Consider the following 23,017-nt stretch of genomic DNA (forward strand, 5'->3'; position numbering starts at 1 on the left):
ACGCTGCCCGGGAGGAGGCGAAGGGATGGCGATCCAATCGCCCGCGCTGCGGAGGGGAGACACAATCGGAATAGTGACGCTCGGAAGTCCGCTCGATGCCGACGTCATTCGCGAACGAATCCGGTATGTGGAAGGCATGGGCTTCAAGACGGTTGTCGGCAGGCATGTGTTCGACCAGAACGGCTTCCTGGCGGGGAGCGAGCGGGAGCGCGCCGGGGATTTGATGGCGATGTTCGCCGATCCGCGGGTGCGCCTCATTCTGCCGTCGCGCGGCGGAGTCGGCGTCGAGGGCATTCTCCCGTATCTGGACTTCGGCCTCATTCGCCGATGCCCGAAGCTGCTCAGCGGCTACAGCGACATCACGGTGCTGCTGAACGCCATCGCCCAATACTCCGGTCTCATCACGCTCCACAGCCTGCTGCTGATCGACTTCAAGCCGGACACCCCGGCTTATAATTTCGAACAATTTTTTGCCGCTGCGTCTTCCCCGTCCGTCCCGCGCCCCATCCTGAATCCCCCGGAGATGCCCCCGCTGAAGGGACGAGTGCCCGGCATCGCGTTCGGTCCGCTCGTCGGCGGCAACCTTACCTCGTTGGTCGGCTCGCTCGGCACACCCTACGAGATCGACACCTGCGGCAAGGTGCTGCTGCTCGAGGAGACGCATGAGCCGATCAACACGGCCTACCGCTACCTGGAGCAGCTCAAGCTGGCCGGCAAGTTCCGCGATGTGGCGGGCATCGTCATGGGCGAATGCACGAACTGCACGGACGCGTACGGGAAGACATACGACGACCTGATCGAGGAGTTCATGGTCCCGCTGCGCAAGCCGCTCGTCACCGGCATCGCGTCCGGCCACGGAATCTACAAAGCGGCGCTGCCCATCGGCGCGTTCGTCCACCTGGACGCCTCGGCCGGGCGCTTGACTCTTCTCGAGTCGGCGGTTTGTTGAGGGCGTGCGGCGGAGTGGGGGAAAGGGGGGACGTGGGGACGCAGAGGACGGGGAGCAGGGCGAGTATGGCGGGATGGGGATGGGGATGGGGATGGGGGATGTGGCGGGTGTGGCGGGCCGGGACTAGGCGGCAACTGCCAAATCGCCTGCATTCGCCGTGCGCCGCGTGCGATACGCTCGATGTGCTCGATGCCGCCCGCTGGCTGATTGTATCTCGCGCGATCTCGCGGCCCGGAGCTGTCCCCGGTGCCCGGTTGACCGATTTTATGCTAAAAACCACATACAATTACCGCGCAGACCCGCTTGCGGCCCATTTTATGCTAAAAACCACATATATTCGCCGCTTGCCCGCCTCCGCCAACCGTTTTTATGCTAAAAATCACATACATTCCGCGAAAAAGGGCCGCTGGCGCCGATTGTATATGAAAAACCACATATATTGCGCGAGGCTCGCCGGGTCGAGCGAGTTCGAAGCCCCCCTTCATCTCGCTGGCAGATCACGAATATGAAAAACCACATTCAATCCCTCGGCAAACGGCTCCCAATGACCGTTTTATGCTAAAAACCACATATATTCGCCGCTTGTCCACCCCCGCCGACTATTTTTATGCTAAAAACCACATACATTCCGCCAAAAAGGGCCTACAGCAGGGATTGTATATGAAAAACCACATATAATTCGTGAGAGTGAGATCAAGTTATCCTCGCTGATAGTCCATAGAAGTTCCTGATTCGACTTATTTGATGGTGCGAATGGGAAGCTCACATGATTTTCCCGGGGGATTCGCACCTCGGAATGATGCTGGAAATGATTGTTTAGTATTGAATATGTGTGGTAATCTGTGGATGAGTGTTTGAATAGTCGCGATTAGTGGTCATGTGTGGAGAAAAGTTACTCCTTGCGGCCTCGAATCGCTGTCGTATCCCGTGAGGGGTGCGTGGATTGAAATCAATTACGCGAGGGAGAACTTCTAGCAGTCCAAGTCGCATCCCGTGAGGGGTGCGTGGATTGAAATTACCCTCCGGCGATGGAATGTCCTCGCCGATATGGTCGCATCCCGTGAGGGGTGCGTGGATTGAAATCGGATCTTGCCGGTGAAGGACTTCAGGATCGAACGTCGCATCCCGTGAGGGGTGCGTGGATTGAAATGAAGATCGCGAAACTCGAGAAGGGAGAGAACATCTCGTCGCATCCCGTGAGGGGTGCGTGGATTGAAATCACGTGAAACAATCCGTAGGAATTGCTCAGGACTGGTCGCATCCCGTGAGGGGTGCGTGGATTGAAATCATTCGAGCTGTTGGGCCTTGCTGTAAGGGATACCGTCGCATCCCGTGAGGGGTGCGTGGATTGAAATCGGTTACGGACGTGATCTTGACTGGGGTTGGTCGTCGCATCCCGTGAGGGGTGCGTGGATTGAAATCGCGTGGTAGACGAGGCTGTCGAGTCGGCGGACCGTCGCATCCCGTGAGGGGTGCGTGGATTGAAATGGGAGATGCTCTCCAGGATGCGGAACTTGTTGGAGTCGCATCCCGTGAGGGGTGCGTGGATTGAAATGATTTTCGGGATAATGCTTACTTCGAGAGCTTCGCAAGTCGCATCCCGTGAGGGGTGCGTGGATTGAAATTCTATCCTTGGATCGTTAGGCATGATCGGCCTCGTCGCATCCCGTGAGGGGTGCGTGGATTGAAATGGCCTCGGAGTCGTCCGGGCAATCAAAGTCTCGGGTCGCATCCCGTGAGGGGTGCGTGGATTGAAATTCCTTTTCTAGCTTCTCTTGCAGCTGTTCGTTCTGTCGCATCCCGTGAGGGGTGCGTGGATTGAAATCAATCTTCTTCGGCAGCATGCCGTGGCGTAGCGCGTCGCATCCCGTGAGGGGTGCGTGGATTGAAATGTGGGTGTCCCAGTTGAGCTCTCCAAGCACCGCCGTCGCATCCCATGAGGGGTGCGTGGACTGAGTTGAGATCAGGGGGAAGGAGGCGATGTGATGCATGAAAAGTTCGCACCAACTCTGATTGATTCCGCGTGAATGAGGTGATTCCAATATGCTTAAAGACGATGTTAAGCAAATGATTGATAAGCTTCCTGAGGATTGTTCAATTGAAGATATCCAGTATACTCTTTATGTACGATCTAAAATTGAAAAGGGGCAAAAAGATATTGAGGAAGGGCACTTGCTGATGAATGATGAAGTTAAAGCGAGGATGGACAAGTGGCTGAAAAAGAACAATCAATAATATGGACAGTAACAGCTTATAGAGATTTGCAGAGCATTGTTGAATTTATCTCGCAAGATTCGATTTATTATGGCATGGTATTTTACGATGATATTATGAATAAAGTCGATATCCTTCTTGAATTCCCGCATTGAGGCAGAATTGTTCCAGAGATGGGCGATCCTAATTTGCGGGAAGTTTTTGTTCATAGGTAAAGGCTGATGTATCAGATACATAACGATAATATGATAATAAAGACAATAGTCCATGGGGCAAGAGAGTTAAGGAATGAGAAATAAAACAATATTTCTTTATGCATTGCGCCTTTTACTTTTGGAAGAGGGCACATTTTCATTCCAAGTATCCCAAGGTACGAATGGGAAGTTCACATAATTCTCCCGGGGAATTCGCACCTCGGAAGGCTGCTAGAAATGGCTGTTTATTATTGAATGTCTGTGACAGTCTGCAATTGGGTTTTGAATATTTGCGATTAATGGCCTAGAGAGGCGAATCAGGCTCCGTGTGGCTTCGAATTGCTGTCGCATCCCACGAGGGTGCGTGGATTGAAATGCGTTGTATGCGATGGCGCCGCTGATCCTGGTCAAGTCGCATCCCACGAGGGTGCGTGGATTGAAATGCCTATTTGCAGGACGACAAAGACGTTCTCAAGGTCGCATCCCGTGAGGGGGAAGTTGGTTGAAATCTATCGAGGGCTTGTCTGGGACGCCTATAGACACTAACAGCTTATAGAGACTTGCAGGACATTGTTGGATCTATCTCGCAAGATTTGATTTATTATGGGCTGGCACTTTACGATGAACTATGAATAAAGGTAGGCACCCTTCTTGGCTTCCCGTATCGGGGTAGAATTGAGATGAACGATCCTAATATGCAGGAAGTTTTTGTTAGTAGATGCAGACTAAAGTCGAGATTGTTTGCGCATTGTGCTGCTTCCTTCTCTTTGGAAGAAAAGTGGGGATTTTTTACTCTGAACATCCAATGGTTAATAAACTTGGGTCGATTTATGGTGCTATATTCAATTAGAAACGGCGAGGGAAATACGGAACTTTTTGGTGCGAATGGGAAGCTCACATGATTTCCCTGGGAGATTCGCACCTTAAAATGATTATGGAAATGATTGTTTGGTATTGAATGCTTGTGGTAATCTGTGATTGAGTGCTTGAATATTTGTGATTAGTCGCTTAGAGAAGGAAAGTAGCCTTCTTCCGGCTTCAAATCGCTGTCGCATTCCTCGTGAATGCGTGGATTGAAATCTGTGTGACTTTCAATCTCTCTACGACAACGGTAGTCGCATTCCTCGTGAATGCGTGGATTGAAATTCTTATTGCCTACGGCTTCGGCAAGCTCGGAGAGGTCGCATTCCTCGTGAATGCGTGGATTGAAATTCGGATGGGTGGGCAGCTTTTTCACCAACTTGTTCGTCGCATTCCTCGTGAATGCGTGGATTGAAATTGCCAATACTGCTCCAGGAAGTCAATTAAGGATTGTCGCATTCCTCGTGAATGCGTGGATTGAAATTCGAGTCTCGCCTTCGCTGCCGCGAAGAGTGTTTCCGGTCGCATTCCTCGTGAATGCGTGGATTGAAATTCTACGCGTCTCACACACGCGATGAGAGATCAAGTCGCATTCCTCGTGAATGCGTGGATTGAAATTTGATCAGATCGTCGATCATGAGGATCGTCGCGCCGTCGCATTCCTCGTGAATGTGTGGATTGAAATCTTCAACGTCTGCGCAACCAACGCTATCATCGCGTCGCATTCCTCGTGAATGCGTGGATTGAAATCACAATGAGCACGTCCAGCCGGAGCTCAGAAAGAGTCGCATTCCTCGTGAATGCGTGGATTGAAATTGTTAAACCGTTATTTTAGATGTCGACCTCTCGACGTCGCATTCCTCGTGAATGCGTGGATTGAAATATTTTGTTTCACACTCCATTACATAATGTATCTTGTCGCATTCCTCGTGAATGCGTGGATTGAAATTTTTCCCTGATCAGTCCCACGGCATCTCCCTCAGTCGCATTCCTCGTGAATGCGTGGATTGAAATGCCAAGAAGCTGACCGGCGTGGACAATCTGAACGTCGCATTCCTCGTGAATGCGTGGATTGAAATCTGTGACTCCTTGGGCGTACCTGCCTGCGCCGTAGTCGCATTCCTCGTGAATGCGTGGATTGAAATAATTGGCTGTCCATGAGATCGTATCTCGCTCGAGTCGCATTCCTCGTGAATGCGTGGATTGAAATTTCGGCGGCTTCGAAGACTCGCGGAAGAATCTCGGTCGCATTCCTCGTGAATGCGTGGATTGAAATTGCTGGAAGAGGTGTTTGAGGCTAACGGGGTCATCGTCGCATTCCTCGTGAATGCGTGGATTGAAATGTCGCGTTGAGTGCCCACGAAGAGGATTCGTCGTCGCATTCCTCGTGAATGCGTGGATTGAAATTCCATCGAACTCGTCGGAGCCGAATGGCTCGCAGTCGCATTCCTCGTGAATGCGTGGATTGAAATCTGCAAGAATGCGCGGATATCCTCAGCAATCAGGCGCGTCGCATTCCTCGTGAATGCGTGGATTGAAATGGCTTCGGCCGCCGTGAGGACACTCCCCGACCCGGTCGCATTCCTCGTGAATGCGTGGATTGAAATCCCATCCGGCGGGGTCGACGGGGATATCTGGATGTCGCATTCCTCGTGAATGCGTGGATTGAAATTATCCCAATCCACGCACCCGGATAACCGGGGCGAATAGTCGCATTCCTCGTGAATGCGTGGATTGAAATAAACATCAACTTGAGTCACTTCATCAAGTGGCTGGTCGCATTCCTCGTGAATGCGTGGATTGAAATATAAAAATGTTAATTTTTGTCTCAGTTATCTCAGTCGCATTCCTCGTGAATGCGTGGATTGAAATAATAAATGCAAAGGTCTAGTTTTTCCGATATCCCGTCGCATTCCTCGTGAATGCGTGGATTGAAATATATCCGTGGCTGGCACAGCGCCCATCAAGACAGTCGCATTCCTCGTGAATGCGTGGATTGAAATTCGACTGTCGCGATTTTTGACTCCATGATGACGAGTCGCATTCCTCGTGAATGCGTGGATTGAAATGAGGTGAACTCGACGCCGTTGCGACGAATGCGTAGTCGCATTCCTCGTGAATGCGTGGATTGAAATAAAATGCGCCCCGTTGCGTCGCCCATGTAGAAGTCGTCGCATTCCTCGTGAATGCGTGGATTGAAATGCTGACGCTCAACGACAGCCGCCTGGACGGATCGGTCGCATTCCTCGTGAATGCGTGGATTGAAATTGGACAGTCAGCGTAGCAAAGGTCAGGCAACCGGTCGCATTCCCCGCGAATGCGCGCATTGAAATAGGGAAGTGGCCGACAGTGGCCGACATTCAGACGGCGGCGATGCTCGTCGTATCCCTCGTGGGCACATGGAATAGAATCGAGAAGTTCTATCCTGGAGGGGGCTTTTCGTCGCGTCCGCTTGCGCGTCGCATCCAAAGGATGTGGTTTGAAGTTGATGGCGGGCTGAGGTAACTTGCATCACCTTTCTTGGTTTTACGCATTGCGCCTCCTTCTTCGGAAGAGAGGCGCAAATTTTTTTGCTCCGAACATCCATTCGCTGACAACCTTGTGCCGATTTGGGGTGTTATATTAAGTAGAAACGTCGACAAGGAGGTCGAAAATGGTCTACATAGCACACATAAGAGAGAGCGACGGGGGAGAGCAGACGGTTAAGGAACATTCGCTGGGCGTTAAGCGTCTGGCTGAGCGATCGGGCAGCAAGCTGGGCATTCCGCATGTCACCGGTCTCGCCGGTCTGCTCCACGATCTGGGCAAGTATTCGGACGAGTTTCAAGAGTATTTGCATGAAGCGGTAAGGAATCCCGATTCGCCTCCCAAGCGGGGAAGTGTCGACCATTCAACGGCCGGCGGGGTGCTGCTCTACAAGAGGTATCATGGGAAGCTGGGACCGAAGTATGTGCTGGCCGAGATCGTCGGCAATGCGATCATCTCGCACCACTCTCCGAGCCTGCAAGACTACGTGGATGAAAGATCGGAGACTCCTTACTTGAGACGGGTAAGAGACAAGGCAGAGGATCTTCCGGGTCTTGAACAAGCGATACAACGATTCCATGAGGACATCATGAGTGATGAGGAACTCGACCGTTACGTGGAAAAGGCGGCATCCGAGCTGGATCGTTTCTTAGCGCTGCCTTCGACACAGAACAAATTGACGAGAACGATGTTCCTGAGCAGGTTCATCTACAGCGCTCTTATTGATGCGGATCGGACGGACACGAGACGGTTCGAGGACAACGTTGTCGAGGAGGAGGAGGCACGCGAAGCGAATAAGGAATCGAATCGCGAGGCTCTCTTCTCGTCCTACTACGACAAGCTGATGGCCAGACTCGACTCCTACCGTAACTCAGAGGACTCCGGTTCGCGGATCAACCTTCTTCGTCGCGAGATGTCAGACCGCTGCGAGCAGGTCGCCGAGAGTCCGTCCGGCATCTGCTTGTTGTCCATTCCGACCGGCGGCGGCAAAACGTTGGCGAGTCTTCGCTATGGTCTCCGCCATGCGATCCAATACAAGAAGAAGAGAATCGTCTACGTGGTGCCATTCACGCGAGCCTTTGACAGAAGTTGAAGCTGGCGAAGGATAGCTGGGATAGCCCGATTATTTTCACAACGATGGTTCAATTCCTGAATGTGTTCTACGCCAAGGGGAGCCGCAACGCCCGAAGAATGCACAATCTGAGCGAAGCGGTCATCGTCTTCGACGAGGTGCAGAAGGTTCCGGTGTCGTGCGTGTCGCTGTTCAATCAGGCTCTCAACTTCTTGAGCGGCTTCGCCCATTCCAGTCTCATTCTGTGCACGGCGACGCAGCCCGCGCTGGACTTCGTCGAGCAGAAGCTGGACATTCCGAAGGAAGCCGAGATTGTCGAGAATCTGGATCAGGTGACAGAAGCGTTCAAGCGGGTGGAGATGATTGACCGAGCCTCCGGCGAGAGGTTCAGTACGGACAAGCTTGCGGCATTCGTCGAGGAGGATGAGACAGAGGCCTCCCATGAGGGAAGCCTCTGTCGACTCTAATGCATCTAATTAACTATGTTTTTCAATCCACGCTCTCTGCAACACGCAGTTGTCGCAAGAGCGAATTTCATTATAGCACAACCAAGGAATAGGCAGTAGAGACGAAAGAAGGAGCGTAGTGGGCCTTAGGGGGAACAGGAAAATAGAAGAGCTATTAATTAAAGTTCACATAATTAATATATGTATTGAACAAATTTAATTTATGTTATAAAATGTTAACTGAGGATCAGATAGGAATATGAGGGATTAAAGACTGGTTGGCAAGGAGGGCCAAATCATGTTCGCACATGTCGTTAGATCCGCTGAAGGCAGTTGGGCTTCTCCTCATGATTTATTGAAACATTTGGTTGATACGGGAGATTTGGCGGAGCGCTTCGCATCCAAGTTCGATTCTGGGGAATGGGGTAACGCGATCGGATTGGCTCATGATGCGGGCAAAGGAAGAGCATTATGGCAAAAGTACCTTATTACGAAAAGTGGGTATGATGAAGAAGCGCATATGGAAGGCAAATTGGGCAAGATTCCTCATGCAATTCATGGTGCCGAACTGGTTGAGAACTTATTTGGCAAAGGGATAGGGAGAATGATGGCTTATTGCATTGCCGGTCATCATGCAGGGTTGCCTGATTGGTCCATCGCTGCGGGACAGGCCTCCCTTCAGTTCAGGAAGAGCCAGGTAAAGGACTTGGACCAGATCGATAGTAAGGTGATCGATTGTGTGCGTGGTACAAAGCCTTTACGTCCGCCATGGAAGTTCAAAGATGGGTTGGATTTATCCCTATGGATTAGAATGTTGTTCTCTTGCTTGGTGGATGCGGACTTCTTGGATACGGAGCGTTACATGAATCCATCGAAAGCATTGGTCAGGGGAGGATATAGTTCGATATCCAAGTTGCTCGAACGATTCTATCTATACATGACCGAACTGGACGAGCAATCGGAGAAGACAAAGGTAAACGAGATACGTAATCAAATCAGGCAGCAATGTATGTTGATGTCGAAAGAAAAGCAGGGGATTTTCTCCCTTACAGTTCCAACAGGAGGGGGCAAAACGTTATCCAGTCTGGCCTTTGCCCTCCAGCATGCCAAGCTCCATGAACTAGAGCGTATTATCTACGTTATTCCGTACACCAGTATCGTTGAGCAAACGGCGAATGTGTTCCGTAAGGCTGTAGGAGATGATCAAGTCGTTGAGCATCATTCGAATATTGCTGACGATATTGCAACGGTTCAATCCCGGCTGGCGGCTGAAAATTACGATGCCCCGCTAATTGTGACCACTTCCGTACAGTTCTTCGAGTCTCTATTCGCGTCGAAGCCTAGCCGTTGCCGTAAGCTGCACAATCTCGCCAAATCCGTTATTGTCCTGGACGAGGCACAGTTGGTTCCGGTTGAATATCTGGCTCCAATTCTTGAAGCGATTCAACTATTGGTCGACCGTTATCAAGTCAGCTTTGTCATATCCACCGCGACGCAGCCTGCTTTTAAGGAACGAACGGTCGACGGGAAGCTGTTCAAAGGACTGCAAGAAATCAAGGAGATCATGGGAACGGAGGAGGATGTCCGTAGACTTTTCCAATCACCAGCATTTGATCGGAACCGCGTTCAGCTTCCCGTTGATGTGCATAAAGAATCGACCTGGGACGAGATTGCCGTAGAACTAAAGCAGGATGAGCAAGTTCTATGTATTGTATCCGATCGCAAGAGCTGCCGTGAACTGCACGCTCTCATGCCGGAAGGGACTTACCATCTATCGGCATTGATGTGCGGGCAGCACCGAAGCGACGTTATCGATGAAGTGAAACGGAAGCTGAAGCCGAAGGACCGTTCAACAGTGCGCGTAATTAGTACACAATTAGTCGAAGCGGGAGTGGACCTGGATTTTCCAGTCGTCTATCGTGCTCTTGCCGGACTGGACTCTATCGAACAAGCCGCTGGTCGCTGCAATAGAGAAGGGGAACACTTAGAGAGAGGCAGAGTGGTCGTCTTTAATCCGCCTCGGCAAGCTCCGTCAGGAATCCTGCGCAAAGCGGCGGAGATTACCAAAAGCATGATTGGCGGTCTCAGCGATGGTTCCTATGAAGCTCAAAGGCATTCTTCGTTTACTGCCTTCTACGAACAGCTTTACTGGAGAGCTAATTCGCTTGACCGAGAAGGCATTGCCGCTTTATTGAATCCGAGTTGCAATGACTCGCCAGAATGCAGTATATCCTTCAGAACCGCAGCCGGTAAATTCAAACTTATCGATGATTCCAAGCAAAGGTCGATCCTGATTCGGTATAAAGAGGGCAATCAGCTCATTGATAAGTTAGTCGCCAAAGGTCCTAATCGATCGCTACTAAGGAAGCTACAGCGTTATACGGTCAGTGTCTACGAGGATCAGTTTCACGCTCTTCTACAGCGAGGCGCTATTCAAGAAGTGTATCCGCAGATTTATGCGGTGTCTTCAACAAGAGGCTATTCCAAGCAAATCGGTCTGCTTCTTGAATAAGTACGAATGGAAAGGAGTGATAAGGATGAACAGTTGGTGTTTGGAAGTATGGGGGGATTATGCTTGCTTTACACGTCCAGAGATGAAAGTGGAACGGGTTAGTTATGATGTGATTACCCCATCGGCGGCAAGAGCAATATTTGAATCAATCTTGTGGAAGCCGGCCATTCGGTGGCACATTACGCAAATCGAGGTACTGAATCCGATTCGATGGATAAGCGTGCGCAGGAACGAAGTAGGTAAAGTTGCATCGGCTCCGACAGCCAGACAGATGGCAGGGTTGCCCGGAGAGCCAATGGGGTTATCGATAGAAGATGAACGTTTGCAGCGCGCCGGACTTTTCTTAAGGGATGTCCGATATCGTCTGTATGGCTACTTCGATTTTATTCCTCCTAACGAGCGAAAAGGCATTCGTTCGACTGGAGATGAGCGTTGGGCGGACGAGCAGGAACGCAGCGAAGCTATTCGAATGGATGAGAATCCATCCAAATACGCAGCGATGTTCGAGAGAAGAGCATCGAAGGGACAATGCTTCCATCGGCCGTATTTAGGTTGTCGGGAATTTGCTTGCGACTTTCGACTTGTTAAACAACCCGACGAAGATACAGCCAGTCCGATAAGTGAAACACGGGATTTAGGCTTCATGCTGTATGATATGGATTTTGACAGGGATGCGGACAATCCGACGGCGATGTTCTTCCGAGCGCAAATGAACCAAGGGACGATCCGCACGAACCGTCATGAGATTGAGGTGAGGGGATGATATTACTTGGCTTGAACGAGTATTACGATCGGAAACTTGCTGAGGGCTCCATCGCAGGCGACGGTTGGATCGAGGGAGGAATCGACTTTTTACTCGAGCTGGACCTGGAAGGACGTTTATGCAGCATTGCCGACCTGCGGGAAAGATCAGGCAACAAGGCAATTTCCCATCCTTTTCGACTGCCGAATATCGGTAATCAAGCGTTGAAGCATTCGAATAGCGGTTCAGATGCGAACCTCCTATGGGACAATGCGGCATTTGTGTTTGGGTTAGGGAATAAAGGAGCCTTAAAGCTGGAGAGTATGATTCGAACAATCGATCAATGGCTCGGAACGACGAACGATCCAGGCATTCAGGCTGTTCGCCGCTTTCTCCAACAGGGGCTTGAGGACCGATGTCATTTTGAACGAGCCTTGAGTCACCCTGAATACGGAGAGATTTTGCAAGAGGGGAGGGTTAAAGTTACTTTCCGAGTTCTTCAAACGCCATATCAGTCTGTTGTATATGCTCCCGACGTTGCGGCTGCGCTTGAACGCGGATTGAATTCGGAAAATTTCGAAACGATACTCGGGACTTGCTTGGTCACAGGTGAACAAAATGTCGTGGTGGAGGCGACGCATCCGGTAATCAAGGGTGTGAGGAACACGCAATCATCCGGGGCAAGCATCGTCAGCTTTAACAAGGATTCTTTTAATTCGTATTCCAAAACACAAAATTTCAATGCGCCGATAGGTAAAACGGTTGCTTCACGATATGTGAAAGCATTGAATGCATTGCTGGATAATTCGAAGCAACGCCTGATCGTAGGAGATGCTTCTGTCGTATTCTGGGCTGAGAGACAGCATGGATTTGAGAATGACTTTGCCTTTCTCTTTCAGGAGCCGGCGAAGGATTCTCCGGATGCGGGAACGGAGAGAATCAAAGCGTTGTTAGAATCAATTCATACTGGAGCCTATGCGGAGGATAGTGGCACAACCCGATTTTACATTTTGGGGCTTGCCCCTAATATGGCGAGGATAGCTATCCGTTTCTGGCAAGTGGGTACAGTTGCGGAGCACGCAGGCAGGATTAAGCAGTACTTCGAAGACTTTGCGATCGTGAAACCGCCAACAGAGCCAGAGTTCTACTCTGTGTGGAGAATTCTGGTCAATCTTGCGATCCAAGATAAGACCGAGAATATTCCACCGAATCTTGCCGGTCAATTTATGAATTCTATTCTGGAGGGGACGCCGTACCCGATCACCTTGTTGCAGGCAGTTCTGCGTCGCATACGCAGCGATCCGGAGAAACGGGTGAAGCCTGTGCGTGCCGCATTGATCAAAGCGTACCTGAACCGTTACCATCGCTTCTATTCGGATTCAACCTATAAGGAGGTAGAGAGGGAATTGGATACCAATCATCCTTCCGAGGTTTACCATATCGGCAGATTATTCGCTGCACTGGAGAAGATCCAGGAAGAGTCAAGCCCGGGACTTAATGCTACGATTAGGGAGCGATTCTACGGATCGGCTTGCATGACTCCTAACATCGTCTTACCAACCCTGTTGAGGCTCAAAAATCATCATCTGAAGAAGATAGATAGGAAAGGAAGAGTAGTCACTTTTGAAGGATTGCTCGGAGAGATTATGGGGAAGATTAAGGCGTTTCCAGCTCATCTTAGCCTGAATGAGCAAGGACTATTTGCTATTGGTTACTATCATCAAAGACAAGAATTCTTTACTTCTAAAAAGAAAGAAGATTCGGATGCAAGTCTTCAAAATAAAACCGGAGAGGAAGATTGAGCATGAGCGAGGCACTTCAGAAACGATATGATTTTATCCTGTTGTTCGACGTGAAGGACGGCAACCCGAACGGAGATCCCGATGCAGGTAACCTGCCGCGTGTTGATCCGGAGACGGGGCACGGACTGGTTACGGATGTTAGTCTTAAAAGAAAGATCAGAAACTACGTAGGATTAAGAATGGAGGATCAGCCTCCTTATGCCATCTTCGTTAAAGAAAAGTCGATCTTGAATCAGACCATTGAGCAGGCATATATCAACTTGGATATTGATTTGAACGAGGCCCCTGCTGACCCGAGTGATGGGAAGAAGCGAAATAAGGCAGGTCAAGGACAAGGCAAAGAAGTAGATCGGGCTAGAAAATTCATGTGCCAGAACTTCTTCGACATCCGAACATTCGGAGCGGTGTTGTCCACAGGGGCGAATGCCGGACAAGTTCGCGGTCCGGTGCAACTCACCTTTGCGCGTTCGGTCGATCCGGTCATCGCACATGAGCATAGCATTACCAGAATGGCGGTTACTACCGAGGCGGATGCGGAGAAGCAGGGGGGAGACAACCGTACCATGGGACGCAAGTTTACGGTTCCGTATGGACTTTATCGAGCCCATGGGTTCGTCTCGGCTCCTCTGGCGAATCAAACGGGATTCTCTGATGTCGATCTGGAATTGTTATGGGAAGCGATCGAGAACATGTTTGAGCATGATCGTTCCGCAACTCGCGGGTTGATGGGGACAAGAAGACTGATTATTTTCGAACACACGTCCAGAATGGGGAATATCTCGGTTCAGAAGCTGTTCGACGCGGTTACGGTAAGTCGAAAGGACGAGAATTTGCCGGCACGAGACTTTAGTGATTATGAAGTTCAGATCAATAGTGAACTGATCCCTGACACTGTCAACGTTATTGAGAGATAAGGGCAACGATTGCGGTCGCTCCCCGTATGGGGGGCGTGGGTTGAAATTTTGGAAGCATTAATACTCAGTTGGCCGAGAAGACGGTCGCTCCTCGCTAGGGGAGCGTGGGTTGTAATTTGGCCCGGGTCATCGGGGAGAGCAGGGGCAACGTCGTCTTGCGCAGAAAACAGTACCGGATCGCAGAGGATGAACGGGCATCGGCGGCGGTGGCACGGAATTTTGTCATTGGGAAGCTCTATAATCAGAAATGGATGCTTGAGCGTATGACTCGGGATTATCCGCAGCGGATCGACATCGAGAAGTTCAAGACCGTGTCGGGGCAACTGTCGACGGCGATGCAGGAGGCCAGGGAATGCGAGGATCTGGAGCTGCTGCGCGGTCTGGAAGGATCGGCGGCGTACAGCTACTTCAGACTGTTTGATGAGATGATCCTGCAGCAGAAGGAAGAGTTCGAATTCCGCGGCAGGTCGCGCCGTCCGCCCTTGGACAAGGTGAACGCCATGTTGTCGCTTGCCTATACGCTGCTGGCGAACGACGTTGCGTCGGCGCTCGAAGGAGTCGGTCTGGACGCGTATGTCGGCTTCCTGCACCGGGACAGGCCCGGTCGCGCATCCCTGGCGCTGGATGTGATGGAGGAACTGCGCGGCGTCTATGCGGACAAGTTCGTTCTGACCATGATCAACAAGCGGTTGGTCGGGCCGGACGACTTCTGGCAGAAGGAGAACGGGGCGGTCCTCATGAGAGATGAAGCGAGGAAAAACTTTCTCTCGGCTTGGCAGAGCAAGAAGCAGGAGAAGATTACGCATCCTTATCTCGGAGAGGCGATCTCATGGGGTTTGGTGCCTCACGCGCAGGCGCTTCTGCTGTCTCGATACTTGCGGGGGGACTTAGATGAATATCCGCCTTTTCTGTGGAAGTAGGTGATTTCAAGTGTTGGTACTGATTACGTATGACGTCAGCACAGTGACGAGCGCGGGGAGAAGCCGCTTGCGTCAGGTGTCGAAGGCATGCCTGAATTGCGGCCAGCGGGTGCAGAACTCGGTGTTCGAATGTATCGTTGATGCCACTCAGTTCAAGAAGCTCAAGCTGGAGCTTCTGAGCCTCATCGACGAGGAAGAAGACAGTCTTCGATTCTACCAACTCGGGAACAATTATAAGAGCAAGGTAGAGCATGTCGGCATTAAGGCGGCGTTGGACCTGGAGGGACCTTTGATTTTGTGAAAATGGGCTCCAGCGAGCAAGGGAGAACAACGGTGGTGGCAGGTGGCTTTTATTGGTGCGAATGCCAAGCTCACATGATTTTGCCGGGGGTTTCGCACCAGGAAAATGAGGCGAAATTGTTTGTTTGCGATTGAATCGATTTGTAAATCTGTGTTTGTATGTTTGAATGTCTGCGATTCAGTTTCTTGCGAGGGCAAAAAGGCCTCCTAAGGCTTCGAATCGCCGTCGCTCCTCGCGAGAGGAGCGTGGATTGAAATTTCGACGTGTATTCGGCCAGGTCGAGCATGGGATGTCGCTCCTCGCGAGAGGAGCGTGGATTGAAATAGCCTGCGCTGGACCGTTTCGTATTGCTCGTCATGTCGCTCCTCGCGAGAGGAGCGTGGATTGAAATCCATCGATTAGCCTATCCAGCAGGAGGTCGTATCGTCGCTCCTCGCGAGAGGAGCGTGGATTGAAATCTTCTGCTGTTCCGGCTCCGGCTGCCCTTGTACCGTCGCTCCTCGCGAGAGGAGCGTGGATTGAAATAGATTGGTGAACTTCCTCTCCGCCTTTGGGTACGTCGCTCCTCGCGAGAGGAGCGTGGATTGAAATTGCATTTCGTCCCTCCCCCCTATGGTTGTATTTGGTCGCTCCTCGCGAGAGGAGCGTGGATTGAAATGCGATTCCGCGATATTGCAGAGCGGGGGCTCTGCGTCGCTCCTCGCGAGAGGAGCGTGGATTGAAATATCCCTCCTGATACCCCCTCATCTGCTGTTGTTGGTCGCTCCTCGCGAGAGGAGCGTGGATTGAAATGTTTAGGAGAATCGCGAATTGAGATGTAATAAACGTCGCTCCTCGCGAGAGGAGCGTGGATTGAAATGCACGATCAATATAGGACTGCCCGCCGAGGCCGTGTCGCTCCTCGCGAGAGGCGCGTGGATTGAAATATTGACCTCGTTAATAAACTGGACGTCCGGCTGATCGTCGCTCCTCGCGAGAGGAGCGTGGATTGAAATACGACCCACGCTAGCAGCAGCGTGGACCCAGAACGTGTCGCTCCTCGCGAGAGGAGCGTGGATTGAAATGTATCGTCATAAAAAATCCCACGGCCAACCCCTGGTCGCTCCTCGCGAGAGGAGCGTGGATGAAATTTCCACTGACCACTTACTGACATGAGCCCTCTGGCGGCATTAGGTCTCTTCTCCCTTTCGTTCAGGATAAGAAGGTGCAAGGGAATGGGCTGTCCTACGACCCAAGGGCGTGACCGGCAAGCGGAGGTTCCTGATCCAAGGGGAGAAGAGGCATAAGGGTTCAGAAGGGGGATAACGACAGCGACTGTACGAACCATAATATGGAAATAAATGCGCCTACTCGCCAACTCACCAACCTGCAGACCGCGTCGGGACGGTGCTAGACGGTGGTGGGACTTTTCTGTCTAAATCCGGTACAGACCGCTATTAGCGCCAATTGTATGTGAAAAACCGCATAGATTGGGCGAGACGAGGCAGCGAGTGAAGGCAGCAAGTGAAGCGAGCTTGAAGGAGCCTCTGGCTCGTAACTAAGCAAGAGAGCTCCTCGGAATGGCGGTTTATCGTTGAAGGTCTGCCGTCGGGCAGGTGCGTTCGTTGCCCGGTCGTTGCCCGTTCGGGAGCGTGGAGCGTGGAGTGTGACGGGGATGGGGAATTCCTGCAACAGAGAGCCCCCAGCTTCGCGACACGAGCAGCGCGCGGGATGGGGGCGTTCTTGCAATTCGGCGCCTTACAGCCGGACTTCGCGGCCGAGCTCGGCGGATTCGTAGATGGCGCAGAGGATCTTGATCATGTCGACGCCGTGGTCCGGCGTGATGATCGGCGACTCCTTGCCGAGGATGCAGGCGACGAAGTGCTGGATGTTGGCCGTGTGCTGCGGCGTCTGAGACGGGGAGAAGCGCGGCTTCTGGTCGATCAGGATGCCCTCGTTCTCCGTGAAGAGCGACAGCTTATCGTTCACGAGGCTGAAGCCGCCTTCGGTGCCTCTCCATTCGAGGAACTTCTTCTCTTCCTCGATGTTGGACGCCCAACTGAACTCGATCTGAAGGGAGGCGCCGTTGTCGAAGCGGATGAAGCCGGCCGCAAGGTCCTCGACGTCGAACGTTCCCTTCGGGATGGAGCCGTCCGCTTCCGGACGATCGGCGAACTTGCGGTACGTGGAGCCCGATACGGTCACCGGCTTCGGGTTGCCCGCGAGCCACATCGCCATATCGATCATATGCACGCCGAGGTCGATCAGCGGACCGCCGCCAGACAGCTCCTTGGTCGTGAACCAGCCGCCGCGTCCAGGAATGCCCCGGCGACGAATCCAGCCGCAGCGGCCCATGTAGAGGTCGCCCATCGCTCCTTGGCCGATGATCTTCTTCGCGAACTTCGCTTCCTCGGAGAAGCGGTTGTTGCGCATCGTCATGAGCAGCTTGCCGGAAGAGCGCGCGACGTCGGCCATCTTCTGGGCTTCGACCGGGTTCACCGCATCGGGCTTCTCGCAGAAGACGTGCTTGCCGGCTTGCAGCGCGGCGATCGCGATCTCCGAATGGTACAGATTCGGGGTGCTGATGCCGACGATGTCGATGGCCGGATCGGCGAGCAGCTCCTTGTAATCGTCGTACACCTTCGCGTCCGGGAAGTCCTTCGCCGCCGCTTCGGCGGACGGCTTGAATGCGTCGCAGAAGGCGACAATCTCCACTTCCTTAATCGACAACCAGCCGGGCAGATGCGCAAATTTGAAAATACCGCCTGTCCCGATAACCCCTACTTTGAGCGTAGTCATTCCTTCAATAATCCTCCTCGATCGTGTGGCGCGATGTGTGTTAGTGAATTGGAGCAGTCCGTTCCCCATTGTAATGGAACAAGCGCTTCCAATCGATTACGGATGGAATGGAATGATTACGGTGATCTGTTTGTTTTTTGCGTTTAGTCCAGCAGCTTAAGCTCCTTCGCTTGGGCGACCGCCTTCGTTCTTCGGTTTACCTTAAGCTTGGCGAAAATATTTTTGACATGAACCTTAACCGTCCCTATAGCGATGATCAGACGGTCGGCGATCTCCTTGTTGGACATGCCCGAGGCGAGCAGGGAGAGCACCTCCAGCTCCCGTTCGGTGAGCGGCTCGTCCATGGCGACCGGGCTCGGTCCGAGCTCGAGCGTCTCGTCTTCGTCCGCCTGCGATGGAAGCGGATCGGGCAGGCTCTGAAGGACGCACATCAGGATCGCCTGCGTCGCCATTGTCCGCAGCACCGAGACGCGCTCCGGCGCGAAGACGCCCCCAGTGTGCTTGTTCTCCAGGTACAGCACCCCGAGCGTCGTTCCGTGACGGGCGATCGGGAGGCAGAGCGCGGATTCGGGCTGGCGCTTGGCGAGATAAGGATTGTGCATCACCCAACTCTCGGCTTCGCCCGAATGGACAACATCCTCTTGCGTGCGGAAGACGTAGCGGATCAGCCCTTCCGGCAGCAGCGAGTTGTCGTTCCATACTAGCGGCGAAGGGGAAGCCTCGTCCTCGGAGTCCAGATAGACCTGAAGGAACAGCTCGTCGTTGCTGCTTGTGATCAAGGCGCCCTTGGCCGCTCCCGAATGCCGCAGGATCGTATTCATGATCTCGGCGAGCACGGCATCGATATCGATCTGATGGGAGATCGCCTGCGTCGTGCGAAGAATGGCCGCCAGATCGACGCTGGCGCCCGAACGGGGATCGTTCGCCGGCTCCGCGGCCATCTCGGACGAAGCGGCAATCAGACTCTCCGTCTCATGGACCGCCTCCTCCACGGATTCCAGCCTCAAGTTGAAGATTTGCTCGTCCATCCTTTTGATTTTCCCAGGGAGCTGCCACTGCCGATACCCCTCCAACGAGACTTGAGCGTAATGAAGGGCCGTCTTGATCCGGTTCCGGCTCCGATAGTGATTCGAGGCCAGTTCCCCGCCAACGCCGGTTACATGGAAGTCCCCGCGCTCCCAAGCCTCGCGCAGCGCCCGGTCGTAGCGCTCCTCGGCGAAGCCGTCGTCGCCTGCAGTCGAGGCGTAGTCGGCCTGGAGCAAGTACCAGCGGGGCAAATAATTGGCCGGGCTGCACTCGGCCCATCGCCGGAAGAGCTGCAGCTCGCGCTTTAGCCCCTTGCGAAGCGGAGACCGACGGTCCGATAGCCGGTAAACCGCCAGCTCGGCCAGAATTCCGTAGTAGACGCATTCCGGCCAATGCGGCAGGTGCGTGGAGAACTCCTGATGAACGGCCGCCTGGCTCGCCCAACGAACGGCCTCCTCGAAGCGTCCGTCGAGGTAGATGAGCTGCGTCTTGTAGGCGCAATATTGATACATCGTCGTGCCGGAGGTCTCTTCCTTCCCGATGCGGCCGAGGAATTCGCGCTCGTCGAAGCCGGGGCTGTCGAACGAATCCGCAGCTTCGGTGCGGCCTTGGAGGGCAAGAATCCACTGCTGATAGAGGTAAAAGTTCTGGCGAACAAACTCGTCCTTCGTCGTATCCAGAACGGCCAGGTAATCGGCGATCTGTCTGGCCAGGTCGCTGAGCGAAGCTCTCGTGTAGAGCGAGTTGACGTGCGCCCCCATCGCGTAGCTGGCGAACACGTAATCCCCGGAATCCATCCCGGTGCGAAGCGCCTTGTGCAGGTAAGCTTCCCCTTCGCGCGCGTCTCCTCCGAACTGGCAGAGGACTCCGCCGAACATCGTATAGGATTTGCTCTTCACCGAAGCGACGTTGCAGCGCTCCGCCAGCTCCACCCCGACCTCGGCGATGGCGAACCCCTTCTTGAAGTTGCCCATCAACTGCCCGAGAATGATGCCGTATGAGGTGTAGGCGGCAGCCGACACCGGCGAATTGCCGTGCTTCAGGGAGAGCAGGATCGCCCGGCAGATCAGCATGACGAATACGCTCTTGTCGGTGAAGAACGTAGACGGGACGATGGCCAGAATCAGGTTCATCGCCGCGATGCGATCGGGGTCCGTCATCTCGTCCTTCCGGGCCAGCCGATCGTAACGATCGCGCAGAAGGGTCTCGATCCGAAGCAGCTCGAACCAGAGCAGCGCCTTGCCCGGCTTGGACGGAATATGAACATGATGCTCCCGGAGGCATTGCAGCCCCAGCTCGGTTCCTTCCAGGTAACGCCCTTGGTTGATGTATTGCATGATCCGAATCAATTGCACCCGGCTTCGCTCCGCCGTCGTCCGGGCGCGGCCGAGCAGGGCGTCGAGCTGCCGCTCGGATTCCGCCGCGTGGCCGCATAAGTATTCGCACTCGGCCTTCTGGACGCGGAGCTCGAAGCTGAGGCCGAAGTTCCGCTCCCAGTCCCGCTCGGCAAGCAGCTCCGCGCCAATTGAGAAGTAGCCCAGCGCGATATCGTGCGCGGAGGAGGACTTGGCCCGCTGCCCGGCTTCCAGGTTCCATTCGGCAAGCGCAAGCCGTTCCTGCTCGTTCGTTATCCGGGCATGCCCGCGATTCCATTGGTTAACCGCCTCGAACAAGCGATCGCGCCGCTCGTTATCCTCCGCCATCAGCAGCCGGCCGATCCGAATATGGTTGAGCTGCTTCTCTTCCTCGTCCATCCGCGCGTAGATCGTCTTCTGAATATTGTCGTGGGAGAAGCGATAGTGATCGTCCTCCGCAGGGACGATAATGCCTTCGAGCTCCAGCGACCGCCAGTGCGCGTCGCACGCTTCGCCCCCGGCGGCCAACGCCTTCTCGACCAGCCGCGGTTCGAATACGCTTCCTGCGCAGGAAGCCAGCTTGAGAAGCTGCTGCGCTTCTTCGCACAGGCGCGCCAGCCGCTGCCCGATCAGATCCTGGACGGCGTAGCTCGGAGAACGCTCGAGGAATCGCCCCAGGTCCCATTGCCAGCGGCGCGTCTCCTGCACATAGCTCAAGATGCGATCCTTCTGCAGGCTCAGCAGGATCTCCTTCAAGTGATAGGGATTGCCGCGGGATTGCGGATAGAGCAGCTCGGTCAGGCTCAAGGCGGTCTCTTCGTCGCAGTTCAGAAGCTCAAGGACGATTCGGCTCATCTGCTCCAATCCGAGAGGCGAGAGGGACAGGTGGCGCACGACCGCTTGCCTCGCCACAATCTTATCCGCTTCGAAGCCGGGGAGCTTGCTCCGGTCCGTCTCGGAAGGCCGATACGAGAAGACGAACAGCATGTGCTGGTTCTCGGGATCGGACAGAAGCGCCTGGAGCAACTGCAGCGAGGAAGCGTTCGCCCAATGCAGATCGTCGATGAACAGAACGATCGGATGCTCCTTGGACGCGAGCGTCTGCACGAGGCGGCGGAACGCATAGATGAAGCGCTTCTGCGCATCGCTCGCGGGCAGCTCCTCGACATCGGGCGTATCCTCGAGAAGCAGGTCAAGCTCGGGCAGAATGGCGGTCAGAACGCCGGCATTCGGACCCAGCGCTGCCTGAAGCCGAGCCCTCCAGCGCTCGACGCGCTCGCGCGGCTCTCCGAGCAGGTGCCTCAGAAGCCCGCGGAACGCTTCGATAATCGGGTGATAAGGGCTCTCCTTCGACAGCTGATCGAACTTGCCGGCGATATAGAAGTGCTGGCGCTGGTTCGCCTGCTGGCGGAACAGCTCGTTCATCAGGCTGGTCTTGCCGATACCGGCATCTCCGGCGAGGTAGACCAATTCGGTCGAGCCGAAGCCTGCCGAGTACAGCGCCTGCGTCAGCACGGAGATCTCGTAATCCCGCCCATGGAAGCCCGATTCGGTGAAGACGGCGTCCGGGGAGCGCTCAAGCTTGTCCAGGTCCGCGAGCAGGAAGCCGGCGCTTGGATAACGCTTGTCCGGGTTCTTCTCCAGAAGCTTCAGGACAAGCGGCTCGAAGCCGGACGGCAGCGAGATTCCGAGCTCCGCGAAGGACGGAGGGCTCTGCGTCAGATGCCGGTAAATCCATTCCGACGGCGAATCCGCCTCGAAGGGCAACCGTCCGGTCAGAAGCTCGTAATAGATGGCGCCGAGCGAGTACAGGTCGCTTCGTTCATCCGCCGAGCGCATCATTCGGCCGGTGTTCTCGGGGGAACAGTAAGGCAGCGCTTCCGGCTCAAGCGCAAGCTCGCCAAGCCGTTCGCGGCCGTCGTCCTTCCGGCGAACCGAATTCTCCGAATCGAGCAGGCGGGCCTCTTCCCCGCCGCGGGCGACGGCAATGCGTTCCGGCCTCAGATCGAGATGCAGAAGCTGCTGCCGGTGAAGCCGTTCCACGCTCGCGGCCAGCGTTCGGGCAAGACGGAGGAAGGAATCCGCGGACAGGGCGGAGCGTCCCATCATATATTCTCTAAGCGTCACAGTTGGAAAATCCACTTCGGTACCGAGCTCCTCTGGCCTTGATATTTTGCCGACCTTCTATAGTATCCATCATAAAACGGGGGCACGGAGATTTCCAGATGCAAAGCAAATGAGAAGCTCCCTCGAGGCCGCGTTCAAGCGCGGACAATCGGGGGAGCTTCGTTGGAGTCGTTGTCCGGCCTCAGTGATTGTTGCCCGAGCCGTTGCTCTTCTTGTCCGAAGAGCGCGTCTTCGTGTTCTTGTTCGCGTGCCCCTGCTGCTTGGCCAAGTGTGTCGCC

The 23,017-nt window shown here is 53.9% G+C and carries 10 protein-coding genes, 2 pseudogenes and 2 CRISPR repeat arrays; of the genes and pseudogenes, 9 read left to right on the top strand and 3 right to left on the bottom strand.

All coding sequences use genetic code 11. The features are described from left to right. Window positions 1-25 precede the first annotated feature (25 nt). Window positions 26-949: a S66 peptidase family protein gene (locus tag E6C55_RS04945; protein ID WP_136368665.1), complete on the top strand. Its 924-nt coding sequence runs from the start codon at window positions 26-28 to the stop codon at window positions 947-949. A gap of 1,640 nt (window positions 950-2,589) precedes the next feature. Here E6C55_RS04945 and E6C55_RS35315 read toward each other — a convergent pair. Beyond that, on the bottom strand, window positions 2,590-2,940 hold the full coding sequence (locus tag E6C55_RS35315) for a hypothetical protein (RefSeq protein ID WP_407923686.1): 351 nt from the start codon (window positions 2,938-2,940) through the stop codon (window positions 2,590-2,592). A gap of 52 nt (window positions 2,941-2,992) precedes the next feature. Here E6C55_RS35315 and E6C55_RS04950 point away from each other — a divergent pair, with 52 nt between their 5' ends. The 8 genes and pseudogenes from E6C55_RS04950 to cas2 all read left to right on the top strand — a co-directional run bounded on the left by E6C55_RS04950 (window position 2,993) and on the right by cas2 (window position 15,453). Beyond that, a complete protein-coding gene (locus E6C55_RS04950; RefSeq protein WP_136368666.1) occupies window positions 2,993-3,184 on the top strand; it encodes a hypothetical protein in 192 nt (63 codons plus the stop codon). 1,221 nt (window positions 3,185-4,405) lie between these two features. Continuing rightward, window positions 4,406-6,551: a CRISPR direct-repeat array (repeat unit 32 nt; unit sequence GTCGCATTCCTCGTGAATGCGTGGATTGAAAT). A 320-nt stretch (window positions 6,552-6,871) separates the two neighbouring features. Next, window positions 6,872-8,235 (top strand): annotated as a pseudogene (locus E6C55_RS04955) (CRISPR-associated endonuclease Cas3''); the annotation flags it as partial. A 325-nt stretch (window positions 8,236-8,560) separates the two neighbouring features. Further along, on the top strand, window positions 8,561-10,774 hold the full coding sequence (cas3, locus tag E6C55_RS04960; protein ID WP_136368667.1) for a CRISPR-associated helicase Cas3': 2,214 nt from the start codon (window positions 8,561-8,563) through the stop codon (window positions 10,772-10,774). 25 nt (window positions 10,775-10,799) lie between these two features. Continuing rightward, the gene (gene cas5c, locus E6C55_RS04965; RefSeq protein WP_136368668.1) at window positions 10,800-11,537 is read left to right on the top strand and encodes a type I-C CRISPR-associated protein Cas5c; all 738 of its coding nucleotides are present in this window, start codon (window positions 10,800-10,802) and stop codon (window positions 11,535-11,537) included. A gap of 11 nt (window positions 11,538-11,548) precedes the next feature. Next, window positions 11,549-13,318: a type I-C CRISPR-associated protein Cas8c/Csd1 gene (gene cas8c / locus E6C55_RS04970; protein ID WP_211093523.1), complete on the top strand. Its 1,770-nt coding sequence runs from the start codon at window positions 11,549-11,551 to the stop codon at window positions 13,316-13,318. A 2-nt stretch (window positions 13,319-13,320) separates the two neighbouring features. Next, entirely contained in the window at window positions 13,321-14,232 is a 912-nt protein-coding gene (gene cas7c, locus E6C55_RS04975) for a type I-C CRISPR-associated protein Cas7/Csd2 (RefSeq protein ID WP_136368670.1), read from the top strand. 116 nt (window positions 14,233-14,348) lie between these two features. Further along, a pseudogene (gene cas1, locus E6C55_RS04980) lies at window positions 14,349-15,152 on the top strand (CRISPR-associated endonuclease Cas1); the annotation flags it as partial. 10 nt (window positions 15,153-15,162) lie between these two features. After that, window positions 15,163-15,453: a CRISPR-associated endonuclease Cas2 gene (gene cas2 / locus E6C55_RS04985; RefSeq protein ID WP_136368672.1), complete on the top strand. Its 291-nt coding sequence runs from the start codon at window positions 15,163-15,165 to the stop codon at window positions 15,451-15,453. A gap of 224 nt (window positions 15,454-15,677) precedes the next feature. After that, window positions 15,678-16,584: direct repeats of the CRISPR family, unit length 33 nt; unit sequence GTCGCTCCTCGCGAGAGGAGCGTGGATTGAAAT. A 606-nt stretch (window positions 16,585-17,190) separates the two neighbouring features. Here the strand turns inward: cas2 and E6C55_RS04990 are convergent. Next, the gene (locus E6C55_RS04990) at window positions 17,191-18,231 is read right to left on the bottom strand and encodes a Gfo/Idh/MocA family protein (RefSeq protein WP_136368673.1); all 1,041 of its coding nucleotides are present in this window, start codon (window positions 18,229-18,231) and stop codon (window positions 17,191-17,193) included. A gap of 143 nt (window positions 18,232-18,374) precedes the next feature. Continuing rightward, the gene (locus E6C55_RS04995) at window positions 18,375-22,754 is read right to left on the bottom strand and encodes an AAA family ATPase (protein ID WP_136368674.1); all 4,380 of its coding nucleotides are present in this window, start codon (window positions 22,752-22,754) and stop codon (window positions 18,375-18,377) included. Window positions 22,755-23,017 lie beyond the last annotated feature (263 nt).

It is taken from the genome of Cohnella fermenti, assembly GCF_004801405.1.
GTDB classification, from domain to species: Bacteria; Bacillota; Bacilli; order Paenibacillales; family Paenibacillaceae; genus Cohnella; species Cohnella fermenti.